At 66.3% G+C, this 14,586-nt stretch carries 14 protein-coding genes; 11 read left to right on the top strand and 3 right to left on the bottom strand.

Annotated features, from left to right (window positions below; genetic code table 11):
* Positions 1–117: 117 nt before the first annotated feature.
* The 7 genes from hemQ to AC1C2N_RS05130 all read left to right on the top strand — a co-directional run bounded on the left by hemQ (position 118) and on the right by AC1C2N_RS05130 (position 7,084).
* On the top strand, positions 118–837 hold the full coding sequence (hemQ, locus tag AC1C2N_RS05160; protein WP_483406636.1) for a hydrogen peroxide-dependent heme synthase: 720 nt from the start codon (positions 118–120) through the stop codon (positions 835–837).
* The gene (locus AC1C2N_RS05155; RefSeq protein ID WP_495433135.1) at positions 834–2,015 is read left to right on the top strand and encodes a ferrochelatase; all 1,182 of its coding nucleotides are present in this window, start codon (positions 834–836) and stop codon (positions 2,013–2,015) included. The genes hemQ and AC1C2N_RS05155 overlap by 4 nt, the downstream gene beginning before the upstream one ends.
* Positions 2,012–2,995, top strand: a complete 984-nt coding sequence (gene hemC, locus AC1C2N_RS05150; protein ID WP_495433133.1) for a hydroxymethylbilane synthase — start codon at positions 2,012–2,014, stop codon at positions 2,993–2,995. Before AC1C2N_RS05155 ends, hemC begins: the two co-directional genes overlap by 4 nt.
* Before the next feature lie 7 nt (positions 2,996–3,002).
* Positions 3,003–3,797, top strand: a complete 795-nt coding sequence (locus AC1C2N_RS05145; RefSeq protein ID WP_483406639.1) for a uroporphyrinogen-III synthase — start codon at positions 3,003–3,005, stop codon at positions 3,795–3,797.
* Positions 3,798–3,917: 120 nt separating this feature from the next.
* The gene (hemB, locus tag AC1C2N_RS05140; protein ID WP_483406721.1) at positions 3,918–4,844 is read left to right on the top strand and encodes a porphobilinogen synthase; all 927 of its coding nucleotides are present in this window, start codon (positions 3,918–3,920) and stop codon (positions 4,842–4,844) included.
* Positions 4,841–6,160 (top strand): glutamate-1-semialdehyde 2,1-aminomutase, encoded by a 1,320-nt coding sequence (gene hemL, locus AC1C2N_RS05135; protein ID WP_495433131.1) that lies wholly within the window; start codon positions 4,841–4,843, stop codon positions 6,158–6,160. Before hemB ends, hemL begins: the two co-directional genes overlap by 4 nt.
* 192 nt (positions 6,161–6,352) lie before the next feature.
* Positions 6,353–7,084 carry a hypothetical protein gene (locus tag AC1C2N_RS05130; protein WP_483406641.1) on the top strand — a complete coding sequence of 244 codons (732 nt, stop codon included), beginning with the start codon at positions 6,353–6,355 and terminating at the stop codon, positions 7,082–7,084.
* A gap of 69 nt (positions 7,085–7,153) precedes the next feature.
* Here the strand turns inward: AC1C2N_RS05130 and AC1C2N_RS05125 are convergent, their stop codons facing one another.
* A complete protein-coding gene (locus AC1C2N_RS05125; RefSeq protein ID WP_495433130.1) occupies positions 7,154–8,164 on the bottom strand; it encodes an MDR family oxidoreductase in 1,011 nt (336 codons plus the stop codon).
* A gap of 79 nt (positions 8,165–8,243) precedes the next feature.
* On the opposite strand from AC1C2N_RS05125, the gene AC1C2N_RS05120 reads away from it, so the two are divergent.
* The 3 genes from AC1C2N_RS05120 (at position 8,244) to AC1C2N_RS05110 (ending at position 11,606) form a co-directional block, all read left to right on the top strand.
* Positions 8,244–9,644, top strand: a complete 1,401-nt coding sequence (locus AC1C2N_RS05120) for an MFS transporter (RefSeq protein WP_495433129.1) — start codon at positions 8,244–8,246, stop codon at positions 9,642–9,644.
* A 286-nt stretch (positions 9,645–9,930) separates the two neighbouring features.
* Positions 9,931–11,181 carry an MFS transporter gene (locus tag AC1C2N_RS05115; RefSeq protein ID WP_495433128.1) on the top strand — a complete coding sequence of 417 codons (1,251 nt, stop codon included), beginning with the start codon at positions 9,931–9,933 and terminating at the stop codon, positions 11,179–11,181.
* 179 nt (positions 11,182–11,360) lie between these two features.
* Entirely contained in the window at positions 11,361–11,606 is a 246-nt protein-coding gene (locus AC1C2N_RS05110) for a hypothetical protein (RefSeq protein ID WP_108389876.1), read from the top strand.
* A 159-nt stretch (positions 11,607–11,765) separates the two neighbouring features.
* Here the strand turns inward: AC1C2N_RS05110 and trhO are convergent, their stop codons facing one another.
* A complete protein-coding gene (gene trhO / locus AC1C2N_RS05105; protein ID WP_495433127.1) occupies positions 11,766–12,680 on the bottom strand; it encodes an oxygen-dependent tRNA uridine(34) hydroxylase TrhO in 915 nt (304 codons plus the stop codon).
* A 46-nt stretch (positions 12,681–12,726) separates the two neighbouring features.
* Positions 12,727–13,491 (bottom strand): IclR family transcriptional regulator, encoded by a 765-nt coding sequence (locus tag AC1C2N_RS05100; protein WP_495433126.1) that lies wholly within the window; start codon positions 13,489–13,491, stop codon positions 12,727–12,729.
* A 153-nt stretch (positions 13,492–13,644) separates the two neighbouring features.
* On the opposite strand from AC1C2N_RS05100, the gene AC1C2N_RS05095 reads away from it, so the two are divergent.
* A complete protein-coding gene (locus AC1C2N_RS05095; RefSeq protein WP_483406647.1) occupies positions 13,645–14,586 on the top strand; it encodes an acetaldehyde dehydrogenase (acetylating) in 942 nt (313 codons plus the stop codon).

The raw sequence follows: 14,586 nt of genomic DNA, 5'->3' as shown, positions 1-14,586 counted from the left end.
ATCACGTATATCCCCTGCTGCGCCGGAATCGGTCGCGGAGGGAAGAGCGTTGAGCCAATGCACAGCGGAACTCACGCTCATTTGGCGCGGAGAGATTAAGGGGTGATGATGTTAGGTATGACTCACCCGGCCTCTGCCGAGGCATCCCTGCCCCACAACATTTCCGAACCCGAAGAGAACCCGACAGGATTTGCGCTCTGGGCGGTTCTGCGTCGACCCCAGGCGCCGATCGCACTCAGCGACCACGCTGTCTTCGAGTTGGACTCCGCTGTGAAGCGGGTCGAGAGCGACGGCGTGACCGTCCGCGGCTTCTATGACGTCTCCGGCCTCAAGGCCGACGCTGACATCATGATCTGGCTGCACGGTGACACGGCCGATGCGCTCCAGCGGGCGCTGCGCGAACTGCGCCGCACCAGCATCCTCCGCGGCCTTCTTCCGACGTGGAACGCGATGGGCGTCCACCGTGAGGCTGAGTTCAACAAGCGCCACGTGCCCGGATTCCTCCGTGGCATCGAGGCGAAGAACTGGCTCACGGTCTACCCGTTCGTGCGCAGCTTCGAGTGGTACCTGCTGCCGGACGCCGAGCGCAGCAAGATGCTCGCCGACCACGGACGCAAGGGCGCGGCGTTCCGCGGAGCCATCGCAAACACGGTGTCCGCATTTGCCCTCGGCGACTACGAGTGGATTCTTCCGATCGAATCGGACGACCTCACCGAACTCGTCGACCTCATGCGTGACCTTCGTGCCACTGATGCCCGTCGCCACGTCCGTGAGGAAGTTCCGTTCTACACAGGCCGTCGCATCTCGACGGCAGAAATCCCCGAGGTAATCCAGTGACCGATCTCGTTCTCGGCGCAACGCCGGCCGCAGCATCCGGCGAGCCGCACATCACCGAGCCCGTCGCGTATGACGCGATTCTGCTCGCCGGTTTCGGCGGCCCTGAGGGACAGGACGACGTCATCCCGTTCCTGCGCAATGTCACCCGTGGCAGGGGCATCCCTGAGGAACGGCTCGAAGAGGTCGCGCACCACTACCGTCACTTTGGCGGCGTCAGCCCGATCAATGACCAGAACCGACAGCTGAAGGCAGCACTCGAGGCCGAGCTGGCATCCCGAGGCATCGACCTTCCCGTCCTCTGGGGCAACCGCAACTGGGACCCGTACCTGCGCGACGCGCTGGTTGAGGCGAACGACCGCGGCTTTACCAAGCTCATCGCTATCGCGACAAGCGCGTACTCCTCGTACTCGAGCTGCAGGCAATACCGCGAGGACTTCGCCATCGCGCTCGACGAGACCAGCCTGTTCGGGCACATCGCCATCGATAAGGTGCGCCAGTTCTTCGACCACCCCGGATTTGTTACGCCGTTCATCGACGGAGTGCGCGACGGTCTCGTGCAGATCCAGAACGATAACCCTGGCATCGACCTCGCCACAGAGGTTGAGATCCTCTTCTCCACGCACTCGATTCCTTCGACGGATGCCGCCAGGTCCGGTCCTGCCGAACGCGGCTTCGGCGAGGGCGGCGCCTATGCGGCCCAGCACAACGCGGTCGCCGAGGTGGTTATCGAATCGGTCAAGCGGGAACTCGGCCTCGAGGCCGAACTCGCCTGGCAGCTGGTGTACCAGTCCCGGTCCGGCCCGCCGAGCATGCCGTGGCTCGAGCCCGACATCAACGACACCATCGCTGAACTGCCGGCGAGGGGCATCCGCGCGGTGATCATCGTTCCACTCGGTTTTGTCAGCGACCACATGGAGGTCCTCTGGGACCTCGACAACGAGGCCACGGAATCCGCGCAGGAAGCCGGGCTGTACTCGGTGCGGGTTCCGACCCCTGGCACCCACAAGGCGTACGTCACCGGCCTCGTTGACCTCGTGCTCGAGCGCCGCGACGGCGTGCCGGTTGCCGAGCGGCCGGCGATGACCGACCTTGGCCCCTGGTACGACGTGTGTCGTCCCGGTTGCTGCGAAAATGCGAGGCTCGGTTTCAAGCCGGCGGTTGCGGGCCTCAAGCCGTGACACTTCGCATTGGGACGCGCGGCAGCGCTCTCGCGCTTGCGCAGGCGGGAGACATCGCGCGGGAAATCACCGAGCGCACGGGAGTCGCGACCGAGCTCGTGCCCGTGACGACGCACGGCGACGTGTCGCGGGAGTCTCTCTCGAGCCTCGGCGGCACCGGGGTATTTGCGTCTGCGCTGCGCGAGTTCCTGCTCGCGGGTAAGTGCGACCTGGTCGTGCACTCGATGAAGGACCTGCCCACCCAGAAGTACGACGGGCTCAGGATCGGTGCCGTACCGCCCCGCGCCGATGCCAGGGACACCCTGTGTGCCCGTGACGGACTCACCCTCGACACCCTGCCGGAGGGTGCTCGGGTCGGAACCGGTTCGCCGCGACGTGCCGCGCAGCTCGCCGCCCGCCGTCCAGACCTCGCGATCATCGATATCCGGGGCAACGTCGACACACGACTCGGTTTCGTCGCCTCCGGCGAGCTCGACGCCGTGGTTCTCGCCGCGGCCGGCCTCGGCCGACTTGGCAGGACCGAGAAGGTGACCGAGTACTTCGATCTCGAGTCGTGGCCGACGGCCCCTGCGCAGGGCGCGCTTGCGATCGAGGTTCGCGACGAAGAACACGACGACGACCTTCTCCGGGCGCTCGAGGCCATTCACGACACGTCGGCCCAGGCTGCGGCCGTCGCCGAGCGCAGCATCCTGTTCCGGCTCGAAGCCGGTTGTGCGGCACCGATCGGTGCGCACGCGACGGTGAGCGAGAGCGCCATCACCCTGCTCGGTGCCGTCTATGCACCCGACGGTTCTGGCCAGCTTGTTCTGACCGGTTCGGGAAACCTCGACGCCAGACACCCGGCGGCTGGCGACGCGGACGATTTCTCCGGTCCCGCCCAATCGAGCATCATAGAGACTGCCGAGTTCGTCGGCAGCACTCTTGCCGACGAGTTGCTGGCAGGGGGAGCAGCTCAACTTGCCCCCCTGACGCAAGACTGAGGACGCGATGAAGCCTGCAGTACAGACACCCAAGCCCCTGAAAGGGTGGCGCATTCTCGTCCCGCGCGGAGGCCCGTGGGGTGACAGTGTTGCAGCCGACCTGCGCGCCCGTGGTGCAACGCCGGTTGTCGCACCGATGATCAATTTTGCCCCGACCGAGGATCCTGAGAACCTCACACGGGCGCTCGCGGCTCTCGCGAACGGCGAATTTGACTGGCTCACCGTGACGAGCGCAACGACAGTTGACGTGATGTACTCGCAGGGCGTGAAGATCCCCGAACGCACCCGCGTCGCCGCTGTCGGTGAGACAACCGCTGCGGCGCTTCAGGCCGTCGGGTATCGCGTCGACCTCGTTCCGGCCAGGGACAACTCCGCGCGCGGAATGGTCACAGAGCTCATGCAGCTCGAACCGAAACCCAAGCGCTTCCTCACCCTTCGATCGGAGATCGCGAAACCGCTGCTCAGCGAGGGGCTCGCCGCCGCCGGGCACGACGTGCAATCCGTCGTCGCGTACCGCACCATCGGTGAACCGGTCGCCGAGAACGTGATCGCCGACGTCAGGTCCGGCCGCATCAACGCGATCCTCGTCACGAGTGGTTCGGTGGCCGAGCAGGTCGTTCAGCAGTTCGGCGAGCTGCCCGATGCGACGCTCGTCGCCGCGATCGGCCCGCGAACGGCGAAGGATGCCACGAGCTACGGCCTGACCGTCGACATCGTCTCCGGGCACCAGACGGTGTCCGCTCTCCTCGACTCGATTGTCGCCACGGTCGAGGCAGCGCAGCCGCAGGACACCGACTACTAGCAGCGCGTTTCTCTCGCGGGAGCGCGCCTGCACCCGGCGAGGTCCCAGCCTCGAAAGCGTAGGCTGAACTGTGTGAATGCTCCCGTAATCCGCCCCCGCAGACTTCGTTCATCCCCGGCAATGCGCCGCCTCGTCTCCGAGACGCGGGTGCATCCAGCCGAACTGATTCTTCCGCTGTTCGTCCGTGAGGGCGCGACAGCGCCAACGCCCATCGGCTCGATGCCCGGCGTCATGCACCACACTCTCGACTCGCTGAAGCGGGCCGCAACCGAGGCCGCCGAGGCTGGCGTCGGCGGGGTCATGCTCTTCGGGGTTCCGCTCAGGCGCGACGCGACGGGCTCACAGGCATCCGCTCCCGACGGCATCCTCAATGTCGCGACCGAGGCACTCGTCGCTGAGGTGGGTGACGCGCTTGTCGTGCAGACCGACCTCTGCCTCGACGAATTCACCGACCACGGCCACTGCGGCGTGCTCGACTCCCGTGGTGCGGTCGACAACGACGCGACCCTCGAGCGGTACGTCGACATGGCACTGTCGCAGGCGAACGCCGGTTCGGCCATGCTCGGTCTGTCCGGAATGATGGACGGCCAGGTCGACGCCGTCCGCGCCGCCCTCGACGAGGAAGGTTTCACCGAGACCGCGATCCTCGCCTACTCGGCGAAGTACGCCTCCGCGTTCTACGGACCGTTTCGCGAGGCCGTGGACTCGCAGCTCACCGGTGACCGCCGCAGCTACCAGCTTGACCCAGGCAACCGTCGCGAGGGCATGCGCGAAGCGACCCTCGACATGTCTGAGGGTGCAGACGTCGTGATGGTGAAGCCGGCGATGAGCTACCTCGATGTGCTCGCGGACGTCGCCGCGATGAGCGATATCCCGGTCTGGGCGTACCAGGTCTCCGGTGAATACGCGATGATCGAGGCCGCCGCCGCAAACGGATGGATCGACCGCCGCCGGGCGATCGAGGAATCGCTCGTCAGCATCCGCCGTGCCGGTGCCGACGCCGTTCTCACCTACTGGGCAACCGAGGCTGCAGGGTGGCTCAAGTGAACAACGACGAACTCTTCGCCCGCGCGAAAGCGTCCATTCCCGGCGGCGTGAACTCGCCGGTTCGCGCCTTCGGGTCGGTCGGTGGAACACCGCGGTTCCTGGTGAAGGCGTCAGGCGCATACGTGACGGATGCCGATGGCACCGAATACGTGGACCTCGTCGGTTCGTGGGGTCCCGCCATCCTCGGTCACGCCCAGCCTGATGTCGTGCGTGCGGTGCAGGATGCCGCGGCGCTCGGACTCTCCTTCGGTGCGTCGACTCCGGCCGAGACCGAGCTTGCCGAGCTCGTGAAGTCGCGGGTCATCGCTGGCGGAATGGCACCGATCGAGAAGCTCCGACTCGTGTCGACGGGCACCGAGGCCACCATGACGGCCATCCGACTCGCCCGCGGGTACACCGGTCGTGACCTGCTCGTGAAGTTCGCTGGTCACTACCACGGTCACTCCGACGGCCTGCTTGCCCAGGCAGGGTCCGGCCTCGCAACGCTCGCGCTCCCGGGCTCGGCCGGCGTCACCGAGGCGACCGCCGGGCAGACCCTCGTGCTGCCGTACAACGACCTCGACGCGCTCAGGGTCGTGTTCGAGGAGCGCGGCGACCAGATCGCCGCTGTCATCACAGAATCGGCCGCGGCCAACATGGGAGTGCTCGCTCCGCTTCCCGGTTTCAACGCCGCCCTCGTTGACCTCGCGCACGAGCACGGCGCCCTCGTCATTCTCGATGAGGTGCTCACCGGGTTCCGCGTGAGCGCCGCCGGCTACTGGGGTCTCTCGGTGACCGACGGTCCCGCGTACCAGCCCGACCTCTTCACCTTCGGCAAGGTCATCGGCGGTGGCATGCCGCTCGCCGCGCTCGGCGGACGTGCCGAGATTATGGACTACCTCGCGCCGGCAGGCCCGGTCTACCAGGCTGGCACGCTGTCGGGGAACCCTGTCGCTGTCGCCGCGGGAATCGCGACCCTCGAACGCGCGACACCCGACGTGTATGCGCGCCTGGACGCGGCATCCGTCACCCTCTCGAACGCTGTCTCCGATGCGTTCACACGGGAGGGTGTCGCCCACGTTGTGCAGCGCGCCGGCAACCTGTTCAGCTTCGTCTTTGCCGCCGACGCACCGCGCAACTACGTCGACGTTCAGGCGCAGGAGACCTGGCGCTACGCGCCGTTCTTCCACGCCATGCTGGACGGCGGGGTGTCGTTGCCGCCGAGCGTTTTCGAGGCGTGGTTCGTCTCAGCCGTGCACGACGACGCGGTGCTTGGGCGCATCATCGAGGCACTTCCCGCGGCAGCGCGGGCTGCCGCAGCCGCGAAACCGAACTAACCGGTTACCGCGCCGGCGCGGCAGCATCCGTTCGCCGACCGCTGCACATCCATGCTCGCGCTGCAGAAGTATCTGCAGCGCGAGCATGGATCTGGCGCGCTCGCGGCTCCGCGCCCGCAAAACAACGCCGCTGTTACCTCTTTGTGAGGTTTCACCACCCGAATTCGCCACCCCTACCGGCAGACTGGACACATGGCTCGTCTTCACCTTCACCCTGACCGACTTGAGATCGCACTGTCGACGGCTGAGAAGACGCTCGCACTACGCAAAGACAACATCGTCATCCCGCGCTCGGCCATTCGCTCGGCGACGCTGACCGACGATCCATGGATCTGGGTCCGCGGCATCCGTGCTCCAGGAGCCGCCATTCCGCTCACTCTTGCCGTCGGGCAGTGGAAGTTCCACGGCGGTAAGGACTTTCTCGTACTCAAGGGCACGAAGCCCTCTGTCGTGATCGACATTGCCGACGAGGAATTCTCACGCGTCATCATCACGACGAAGCACGGGCTCGAGCTCGTGGCCAAGCTCCAGGTCGACGTGAAGCCGGCCAAGAAGCAGCCGAGGGCTCGCAAGACGACGCCGCAGGTGACGCCGAAGCCGAAGCGGGCTGCGAAGCTGGCGACGGATGCTCCGGCGCCGGGGAGTGAGGGCGTCTCACCGGCAGAGACGGCAGCGTCCGCTGTCGACGCGTCGGGTGCCGAGGCATCCGTCACTCCCGCAAAGGCCGCTGCAGCCAGGAAGCCGGCCGCGTCGGCCCGCAAGGCCCCGGCCGCACCCCGGAAAACGACCAGCCGCAGCAAGACCGCGGCGGCAGTGACCCCCGCGAAAGCAGCGGCTGAGGCGACTGAGGCAGCTGAGCTGTCGGAAGCGACCGAACAGCCAGAGTCGTTCGAACCGCCCACCGAAGCGGCCGCAACCAACTGACGCGTGGGGCCCCGCCGAGGGCAGTCGACCCATTCTGACTGAGCCCGCGAATAAAGCCGTTCGAACCGACTAACCCCGCACGTTGACGACGGTACGCCCGGACAGCTGGCCGTCGAGGATCGAGGAGGCGGCAGCCTGCGCTTCCGTGAGCGAGATCTCGGTGGTCAGCCCGTCGAGAAGTTCCGTGTCGAGGTCGGTGGCGAGTCGCGACCACGCTTCCTCCCGCAGCGCGAGCGGCGCGTCGACCGAGTTGATGCCGGCGAGCGTTACCCCGCGCAGGATGAACGGCATCACCGTCCCGGGCAGGTCAGTGCCCTGCGCCATGCCGCTCGCCGCCGCGATACCGCCGTAGTTGAGTTGCGCGATCGCGTTGACCAGGGTGGTGCTTCCGACGGGGTCGACGATAGCCGCGTACTTCTGCGACTGCAGCGGTTTGCCCGGCTCGCTCAACTCTGCACGGTCGATCACCGTAGCTGCACCAAGGCGACGGAGGAAGTCGCCCTTGCTGTCGACCCGCCCTGTCGAGGCGACGACGTCGAAGCCGAGCCGTGCCAGCAGGGTGACGGCGATCGACCCGACTCCTCCGGCCGCCCCGGTGACGAGCACCGGCCCTTCTGATGGAGTCACCCCGTGCCGTTCGACCGCGAGGACCGAGAGCATCGCCGTGAACCCCGCTGTGCCGATCGCTGCGGCCCGTCGGGCCCCGAGAGAACCGGGAACGCGAACCAAAGACGCGCTGTCGACCCTCGCCCGTTCTGCGAGACCGCCGTGGTGAGTCTCGCCGAGTCCGGCACCGTTGAGCAGCACCTCATCGCCCACCGAGAACCGGCCGGTCTCACTCGCGGTCACCGTTCCCACAGCGTCGATCCCGGCAACGAGCGGCCAGGTCCGAACCACTCCCGGCCTGCCAAGCAGCGCGAGGCCGTCCTTGTAGTTGATGCTGGACCACGACACGTCGAGGGTGACGTCGCCCGGCATCAGGTCATCGTCGGTGAGATCTGAAACGGATGCTGTCTGCGAAGCGGTGCCGGAGGCATCCGTCTGCTTCTCGACCAGCCAGGCGCGGAACGTCGTTGTCATGCGACCAAGCCTAGAGTGCGCCCGGTTCCGGTGGTTTTGCGATGACCGGTAGAAGATGCCCGTCGTGCAGAATGGGACGATGACCCGATCGGCGACGCTCAACAGGCCACTCGCCCTTCTCGTCGCCGCGACATACTTCATGGAAAACCTCGACGGCACAATCATTCAGACCGCCGCGCCGGCCATGGCTATCGATCTCGGTGTCCGCGCCGTCGACATCAACATCGCCATGACGGCGTACCTGCTGACCCTCGCCGTCGGCATTCCGGTGAGCGGCTGGCTGGCCGATCGATTCGGGACGCGACGCATCTTCCTGCTCGCGATCGTCATTTTTACTCTCGCGTCGGTGCTGTGTGCACTGAGCACGACGCTGCCCATGCTCGTCGCCATGCGGGTGCTGCAGGCCGTCGGCGGCGCGATGATGGTGCCGGTCGGACGCCTCGCCGTGCTGCGCAGTATTGAGAAGCGAGACCTCCTGGATGCCATGGCGTACCTCACCTGGCCGGCGCTGCTTGCGCCGGTGCTCGCGCCCGTCATCGGTGGGGTTCTGTCCGACACGGTCGGGTGGCACTGGATCTTCCTGATCAATGTTCCGATCGGCATTGTCGCGTTTGTGACGGCGCTGAAGCTCGTGCCCCTCACCGAACCGACCGCACGGAATCCGCTGGACTGGGCCGGGTTTGCCCTCGTCGGTGTGGCGCTTGCCGCGCTCGTTCTCGGTATGGAGCAGCTCGGGGCGAGCCAGACCGAGTGGCTCTGGGCGGCGGGGCTGCTCGTTCTCGCTGTCGTCGCCGGAATCACCGCCCTCGTGCGGCTTCGGCGGGCGGCGCACCCGCTGCTCGACCTGTCGGCGCTTCGAATCGCGACCTTCCGGGTCGGTAACGTCGGTGGCAACCTCTACCGGCTGCTCATCGGCGCCGCACCGTTCCTCTTCGTGCTGCTCTTTCAGTCGGGGTTCGGCTGGAGCGCCTCCCAAGCCGGTCTTCTGGTGATGGCCGTATTCGTGGGCAACGTCGTGATCAAGCCGGCGACGAGTCCGCTCATTCGCCGGTTCGGGTTCCGAACGGTGATCATCGGGAGCAACCTGTGTGGCGCCGTCGTCTTCGGACTGTGCGCGTTTATCCAGCCGTCGACGCCGGTCGTTCTCATTGCCGCATTGCTCTTTGCGAGCGGGGTGTTCCGGTCGATCGGGTTCAGCGGTTACAACTCGGTGCAGTTCGCCGACGTGCCCGCTGCGCTCACCTCGGGGGCGAACACGCTCGCGTCAACGCTGCAGCAGGTGGCCGTCGGGCTCGGGATCGCGGTCGCAGCACTCGTTGTGCGCGCGGCGACCGCCGGCGCTGCACTCGTCGACGCTGGTGCTGTCGGGCTGGGGTATCGGTGGGCGTTTGCCGTGCTGGCCGTGCTGCTGCTCGTTCCGGCCGTCGAGGCGTGGCGGATGTCCGCCTCTGCCGGCGCCGAGGTCGCTGCGCGGCGGTAACGCCCACCGGTGGTCGGATGCCCGGACGCCCGGCCGCTCGGATGACAGTTGGTGTGGGTCTTCGGGCGCCGCACCCACGTTAGGTGTCACTTGAGCTGCGCGGTGCCCGTTGCGGGACCAGGCCACGGACGCTCGAGTGACAGTTGTTGTGGGTGTCCGGGTGCCGCACTCACGTCAGGTGTCACTTGAGCCGCGGAGTGCCCGCTGCGGGACCAGCCGCCGGATGCACCAGCGACAGCAGAACGGCGGTTGTGAGGTTTACCGCTCGCGAGCACAATAGGGGCCCATGTCGGATTCGCGGTTGTTCCGGAGCCGGGACTTCCGGTTGCTTCTGATCGGCCAGACGACGAGTCAGCTGGGCTCCCAGGTCAGCGGCGTCGCCATCCCTCTGCTGGCCGTTCTCACGCTCGACGCTTCGCCGATCGAGCTGGGCTTCGTCACCGCGTCGTCGACGTTTGCCTTCGCGCTCATCGGTCTGCCAGCGGGAGCGTGGCTGGATCGCTGGGTCAAACTCCCCGTGCTCGTGGCGAGCGACATCGCGCGGGCGCTCCTGCTCGCGACCATTCCTCTCGCCGCGCTTGCCGGCATCCTGACCATCACCCACCTCGTGGTCGTCTCCGTGCTCACGGGATTTGCCCGGGTGTTCTTCGACGTCGGTTACCAGAGCTACCTTCCGGTCGTGCTCGGCAAAGACCGCATTCTCGCCGGGAACTCGTCGATGGAGGCCATTCGGGCGTCCGGGCAGGTGATCGGTCCCGGGCTGGGGGGTGGGCTTGTCGGACTGATCGGCGCGGCGAACGTCGTGCTCACCCAGGCGGTCACATTCGCGATCTCTGCCGTCTGCCTACTCGCCATCCGCACGCGGGAGACACCGATTCCGGTTCGAGGTGACCGCCCCAGGCTCGGCGCGCAAATCCGCGAGGGGCTCGTCTTCGTCGCACGCAACCGCATACTCAGGGCGACGGCGCTCGCGAGTGCCGCGGGGAACTTCTCGTTCGCCATCGCATCGGCGGTGACATTTATCTTCGCGTCCCGCACGCTCCAGCTCTCGCCGCTTGCCATCGGGGTGATCGTGTCGGCGGGGTCGGTCCTGGCGATGATCGGCGCAGCGTTCACGCCGCGGCTCTCCCGCCGGGTGGGGAGCGTCCGTATCATCTGGCTCTCGCTCGTGGTCACCGGTCCGTTCGCGCTTCTGACGCCGCTTTCTCAGCCGGGGTGGTTGGTGTTGTTCGCCGTGGTCGGGATGTCGGTGGGAGAACTGGGACAGATCATCTACGCGGTGACGAACGTCAGCCTGAGGCAGCGGCTCTGTCCGGACGCGATGCTGAGTCGGGTCAATGCGACGATGCGAGTGCTCATCATGGGGTTGTTTCCTCTCGGCGCTGTGGTCGGGGGAGTGCTCGGGGAGCTGATCGGCCTGCGCGGCACGCTCTTTGTCGCCGGCGGACTGATGGTGCTGTCGCCGATTCCCTTGATGGCTGCGTTTGGCCGCATCAGGGACATCGAACAACTGGAGAGCTGGCACCGCTCAGGCTAGGCGCGGCCCCCGTGGCCCGTGGCCCGTGTGCCGTGGCCCCGTGGCCTGTGGCCCGTGGCCGCCGCCCGGAGTCGGTGCTGCGCTGGCCCCTGTCGTACTCGGGCCGTACTCGCAAGGCCCTTGCTGCGTTATACGGCTCCGGCATACGGTCGGTGTAACGCAACACGAAGGAGATACGCATGACTGACGCAGAATCGCCGAAGAACGCCCTTCCCGATGGCCTGGCCGCGACCCCCGAGGTCGTTGACGCTCAGTTCGTCGAACAGGGATACAGCGAGGATATTGTCTCCTCGCCCGAGATCCGTGCGCAGGACTACGAGGGTGACAACCCGGTCCTCAAGGAGCACTACAACAACTCGGATGCCGATCCTGAGGCTGCCGACGAGATCCTCGATGAGCAGATCGACGGACGCACCGACGGTTAATAATCCCGCTGAGCCGCCCCGATTATTCGTTCAGGTTGCTCACGCCATTCGCCGCCGTGGCACGCCCCTCACCGGGCGGCCACGGCGGCGTTGTGCGTTACCCGGCGGGTGAACGCGCGCCGGCTTGATGCGGGCCTCTGGGCACGAACCCCGTCGAAACTACGCGCTGACGCCGTTCGCGGCGGCGTGCTCCTCGCAGAGCGGGGCAGCCGCAGCGTGCTCATCGCACAGCACCATCTGTACGCGGCAGGAGGCATCCGCACAGTTCTGCATTCGCTTGCTCGGCGTGCCGCACACGGCACACTCGCCGACGACGACGGCCGAGTCCGTAAAGTCGATCGACAGCCGGTTATCGAACACGTAGAGCGAGCCCTCCCAGAGCCCTTCATCGCCGAACGTTTCGCCGTAGCGAACGATGCCACCGTCGAGCTGGTAGACCTCGCCGAAGCCACGGCTCTTCATCAGGCCGGAGAGAACTTCACAACGGATGCCGCCGGTGCAGTAGGTCACAACCGGTTTGTCCTTGAGGTGGTCGTATTTGCCGCTCTCCAGTTCGGCGACGAATTCGCGGGTGTTTGACACATCAGGAACGACAGCGTTCTTGAAGTGACCGATCTCCGCTTCGAAGGCGTTGCGCCCGTCGAAGAAGACGACGTCATCGCCCCGCTCGGCGACGAGTTCGTGGAGCTCGGCCGGCTGAAGCTTCGTCCCGCCGCCAACCACGCCGTTCTCATCCACTTCGAGTTCACCGGGAGCGCCGAACGACACAATCTCCTCGCGCACCTTCACGACGAGGCGCGGGAAGTCCATGCTCGCGCCGGTGTCGTCGAGACCGGTTCCCTCCGACCACTTGATGTCGAGGTTCTTGAACGCCGGGTACTCGCGGGTCTTCCGCAGGTACTTCTTGACCGCGTTGAGGTCGCCGCCGACCGTGCCGTTGAGGCCATCCTTCGAGATGAGGATGCGGCCACGCAGGTTCAGCGATTCGCAGAGGTCCCGCTGCCAGAGGCGGATCGCGTCGGGGTCGGCCAGGGGAGTGAAGACGTAGTAAAGGAGGATCTTCGAAATGGCCATCCGCCGATTTTACCCGCAGCTCGCTGGGGCGCGGCCGTGCGTGGGCTCAGGCCGCAAAGCCCAGTCGGGAAGAGAACTGCGCGGCGCCGGCACGGACGAGGTCGACCCAGTGACTTTCGGGATGCTGCTCCCACCGCGTTGTCGGAACCGAGACGCTGATCGCAGCGACAACGGCTCCTGTGCCATCGCGCACGGGAGCGGCGGCACAGCGAATGTTGGGCGTCGACTCCTGGTTCTCGAAGGCCACACCCGTCTGGCGAACCTGTGCCAGTTGATCCTCGAGCTCGGACAACGTGCCGATACTGTGCTCCGTCATCCTGGGGAGGTTCTCCGGGTCTTCGAACCGGCTGGCGAGGGATGCCGGCGACGCGTAGGCGAGGAGCGCTTTGCCCAGCCCGGTCACGTTCGCGGGCAGCCTCTGTCCGATGCTCGACGGCAGCCGGAGGTTGTCGCGGCTCTCGATCTTGGCCAGGTAGAACACGTCGCCGCCCTCGAGGAGTGCAACGCTGACGGTCTCACCGCTTTCGGCAGCCACCTGCCTGGCCACATCGTTGGCGGCGCTCAGCATGTCGAACCGCGCTGAATAGGCGTTGCCGAGCTGAAGCAGTCGAACGCCCAGCCGGAATGTCCCGGTTGCCTCGTCTTTCTGCAGGTATTCGCGCGCCACGAGGGTCGCGAGAAGCTCGTGCACCGACGTGCGGGGAAGGCCCGTCCGCTTCACGACATCCGGCGCGGTGAGCGGCGCGTCATCCTCGAGGAACAGCTCGAGGATATCGAGGGTTCGCAGAACGGCCGGGGTGAGTCGGGGCATGCCTTATGAATACCCGTGAAACCTGAGGGGCGCAAATTGCGAAACCCGGCCGGTTGACAAACTCCCCCTCAGTGTGTTCGATATCTAGAACAAGTGTCGAAGTTTCGAACAGCGAAACGGAGGCGCTCCACAGCGCAGTGAAAGGAGCGGACAATGCCACAGGGCGTTCCCGCAGCCATCATCGGGTCAGGCAACATCGGCACCGACCTCATGATCAAGATCCTCCGGGGAAGCGGCATCCTCTCCGTTTCGGCGATGGTGGGAATCGATCCGGAATCCGACGGGCTCGCGCGCGCCGCCCGCCTCGGGGTCACCGCGATCTCGACCGGGGTGGACGGACTCATCGCGTCGGCCGAGTTCACCGACATCGAGATCGTGTTCGACGCGACCTCAGCCGGTGCCCACCGGCACAACGCCGAGAAGCTGCGTGCCGCCAAGCCGGGTATCCGGCTCATCGACCTCACTCCAGCGGCGATCGGGCCGTATTGTGTCCCCGTCGTGAACCTCGAGCAGCACCTCGATGCACCCAACGTCAACATGGTGACCTGCGGCGGGCAGGCGACCATTCCGATCGTCGCGGCGGTGTCAGCGGTCACGCCGGTGCACTACGCCGAGATCGTCGCCTCTATCTCGAGCCGTTCGGCAGGGCCAGGTACCCGCGCGAACATCGACGAGTTCACCGAGACCACCGCCCAGGCCCTGCAGACCGTCGGCGGCGCCACATCCAGCAAAGCCCTCATCATCCTGAACCCGGCCGAGCCTCCGCTGATGATGCGCGATACCGTGTACGTCCTGACGGATGCCGCCGACCGCGACGCGATCGAAGCATCCGTCATCGAAATGGTGGAGAAGGTCAACGCCTACGTCCCCGGGTACCGGCTCAAGCAGCGGGTCCAGTTCGATGACATCACCGAGCCAGTGAACGTGCCGGGTGTCGGTGAGTTCACCGGCCTCAAGACAAGCGTTTTCCTCGAGGTGGAGGGCGCAGCGCACTACCTGCCCTCCTACGCGGGCAACCTCGACATCATGACCTCGGCCGCGCTTCGCACCGCCGAGACAATCGCAACGCACGCGCTCGCACTGGAGGTGGCATAA

The sequence above is a fragment of the Mycetocola sp. Y791 genome (genome assembly GCF_059445325.1).
The sequence above is the reverse complement of the archived record's forward strand: the minus strand, read 5'-3'. Positions and strand labels throughout refer to the sequence as shown.